A 3489-nucleotide genomic window follows, 5' to 3' on the forward strand; every position below is an offset into this window, starting at 1 on the left:
AATCGTTATTTATTAAACCTTACGACTTCAATCTTCTATTGCATATCTGTAAAAATACGATTAAACTTTGTGTAGATTGAAATGGAGTTTAATAATAATTGTTCCACCATTTTACAAATCACGTTATCATTAAATGCGTACTTTTCTTTTTCTAAAATATTATATATTTTAGTTCTTCCCCCATTGCCTATTAGGCTTCGGAGCCATAAAAAGTTCTAACGTGCCCCCCTTAATAATATCCGAATAATTTATATAACACTTATCATAAGGAACCCCGTTCAGTTTCGCCCTTAGTATATAAATATTCTTTGGGGAATTGGAATGGGCTATAATTGTAAAAGTTTTACCTCTTGCATATTTATTATCCAACTGAAAGGCTATTTTCCTAAAAACCGGTGAAGTAATTTCATAGCGGTTACTTCCCGGACAAATTGGATAAATACCTGATGCTGCCAAAACGTACCATGCAGACATCTGCCCTACATCTTCATTTCCCACCAATCCTTCCACCGAATTAAGATAAGCATTTTTACAGATTATCCTTGTCCATTTTTGAGTAAGCCAAGGAGCATCTACACGATTAAACAAGAAAGGTACATGGTGAACCGGCTCATTCGCCTGATTATAATAATCGTTCCACATAAAGTTGGCAGGTGTTTTTTCAAAAAGATTAATCAAGTCTTTTTTCACTTTTTGCTTGCCACCCATTAAAGCAATCATACCGTCAATATCCTGCGGAACAAACCATCCCTGTTGATAAAGATTACTTTCCATTGTTCCATAACCCTGTGCCAACCTTCCTCCTTTTGGCCATTTTTGCCAGCTACCGTCCTCATTACGCGGTCTAAACCATTTTACCGATGAGTCAAATATATTTTTATAGTCTTGGCCTTGCCGGCTATACTTGCGTTCATCTTCGGTTTTATGCATTAAGGAGGCAAGTATCGATACACACCAATCGTTGTAAGCATATTCTAGCGTATTGGAGACACCAATGCCTCCGGTTGAGTAGCCCTTCTTTCCATTGCCAAATTTCTCCACACTATTTACGGCAAATTTATATGCCAATTTTGTATTATATCCGCGGATATTTTTTACATAAGCATCCGCCAAAACGGCGACAGCCGGGTTTCCCAGCATGCAACCAGAATAAGCATTTAAAAATTCCCATCTGGAAAAATAGGGCTTATCGGATTGTTGTCCTAAAGTTATAAGTGAATTTAAAAGATCATTCACTAATGATGGATTGATAATAGTTTGCAAAGGCATTTGGCTTCTAAAAACATCCCAGCCACTAAAAATCGTCCTCTTCTTAAATCCATTTTCCAGGTATACTTTGCCGCCACCACCAGTATATTTTCCATCCACATCAGAGGCAATTCTAGGATCAATCATTGTATGATATAACGCTGTATAGAATACGGTCTTTTCATCGGCAGTTCCCCCGTCTATTTTAATTTTTTGCAGGGCTTCATTCCATAAATCCCTGGCTTTTTGATGAACAGCGTCAAAATCCCAGCCTTTTATTTCCTTTTTCAGATTCTCTTCAGCCCCTTTCATACTCACAAAAGAAATGCCCGATTTCATTTGTACAACCTCATTTGCTGAAGTTGAAAAATTAGTAAAAAAGCCAAGGTGCTTGCCTTTATATTCTTTGATATTGTTAATAATAGCGGCATCAGCGATCCTTTGCTGGTATTTTTTGCTGGTTACATCTTCTAATTTTCTACCCCAATTATCAGGGATATCAACGCTCCAGACGCCATAGTCTTTTAGAGGTTTATCAAATTGCGCATAGAAGTAAACGGTATAATCCGACTTGCCGGCACCATCGCCCCAACCACCACCTGTAGAATCACATTTCATCCATCCTTCAATTGTATGGCTATCAACAATTTTAATATATTGGACTGTCGAAGTGCCACCTACTCTTCTAGCTAAGTCAATTTGTATCCTCGCATCTTTATTATCGGGATAGGTAAAGCGCAGCATGCCGCAATGTGCAGTAGCTGTCATCTCAGCTTTGATTTTATATTTATCTAAAAATACACTGTAATAACCAGCAGTGGCTTTCTCGGATTTTTTAGCATACTTTGACCGATAGCCTTCACTCGGATTTTCTAAACTGCCGGAAGCTGTATTTAGTGGCCCCGTGGTGGGCATTACCAGAAAATTGCCTAAGTCTCCATACCAGCCAACACCACTCATTTGTGTAAAGGCAAATCCTTCAATACTTGTATGCTCGAAGCTGTAACCAGAACCATTGTCGCCTCCGGTAATCGTATTTGGGCTGACTTGGACCAAGCCATAAGGTGTAGTTGCTCCAGGGAATGTTTTACCTAATCCGTGATAGATTCCCGCATCCCCTACACTTGTACTCGCCCCGATGAAAGGATTCACAAAATCTACAGGTGCCATTTGCTGTGCCTGTAAATTACATCCAATCAAAATCACTATCGCAAAACTTAATATCTTTTTCATTCGAACTAGGTATAATATTCTGTCAATTTAGAAATTTACTATCATTTTCACTTATAAAGTAATTATGGATAAATAATAATTCATATTGAACAGATCCTGCCCAATAATCCCAAGTATGACTACCCGGTCTTGTAAGGAAGTCGTGATCTATTTTGTCATACAAAAGTTTTTTGTGCAAGGCCAGGTTTTCCTGATACAAAAAATCACTTGCACCACAATCTATTATTATTTTCAATGAGTCATTTACCAGCAAATGTGTTAGATCTAGCACGCTATGATCTTCCCACCGCCGGGGGAATTTGCTGTAAGGTCCTAAAAGTTTAGCAATACCGAATGAGTTGGCGAGGCCAGTAATATCAACGGCCCCACTCATACTGCCGGTAGCTCCATATAAGTCCTGATGTTTAAATGCCAAAAACAAGGCACCATGTCCACCCATACTTAATCCAGCAATTGCTCTACCCTTGCGATTGGCAATTGTTGAATAATGCCCATCTATCCAACCCAATAATTCTTTGGTGATATAAGTTTCATATTGGCTATTCTTATCAATTGGACTATCAAAATACCAGCCCGCGAAGCCACCATCGGGGCAAACAATAATTAAATGATATTGATCTGCATAGTCTTTTATAACCGGTACTTTCGTGATCCAGTCGCTATAATTGCCTGAAAAACCATGCAACAAATAAACAACAGGATACCGGGTGTCTGCAGAATAGCCATCGGGCAAGATAATGACAGATTTTATATCTCTTCGCATGACATTGCTATAAACAGCAATCGTATCAACCGTGGCTGCTTTTGAAATACTAGTAAGAGCAAAGGACAGCAAAAGCAAGAGGATAGCATTTTTAAATCTGTGCATTTTTAAGGCTTTATAATAGGTGTTTTGAAAAAATAATTTTTAGATTAAAATTTTAAAGGCCAATGATCGAGTAGGGAATTCTGATACCCTTTACTCGGTAAAAATAGGGGTCTATAAACCCGTTTATACAATAATTTACG

At 38.2% G+C, this 3489-nt stretch carries 2 protein-coding genes; both read right to left on the bottom strand.

Going from position 1 to position 3489, the window contains the following annotated elements; all coding sequences use genetic code 11:
* Window positions 1–168: 168 nt before the first annotated feature.
* Window positions 169–2481 (bottom strand): GH92 family glycosyl hydrolase, encoded by a 2313-nt coding sequence (locus ACQR30_RS05015; RefSeq protein ID WP_429732161.1) that lies wholly within the window; start codon window positions 2479–2481, stop codon window positions 169–171.
* 22 nt (window positions 2482–2503) lie between these two features.
* Window positions 2504–3349, bottom strand: a complete 846-nt coding sequence (locus ACQR30_RS05020) for an alpha/beta hydrolase (RefSeq protein WP_429732164.1) — start codon at window positions 3347–3349, stop codon at window positions 2504–2506.
* Window positions 3350–3489 lie beyond the last annotated feature (140 nt).

The organism is Arachidicoccus sp., from assembly GCF_050436765.1.
Lineage (GTDB): Bacteria > Bacteroidota > Bacteroidia > Chitinophagales > Chitinophagaceae > Arachidicoccus.

Bases quoted from the DNA above. Each gene is read 5' to 3' on its own strand.
- ACQR30_RS05015 (WP_429732161.1), bottom strand. From the start codon at position 2,481: ATGAAAAAGATATTAAGTTTTGCGATAGTGATTTTGATTGGATGTAAT.
- ACQR30_RS05020 (WP_429732164.1), bottom strand. From the start codon at position 3,349: ATGCACAGATTTAAAAATGCTATCCTCTTGCTTTTGCTGTCCTTTGCT.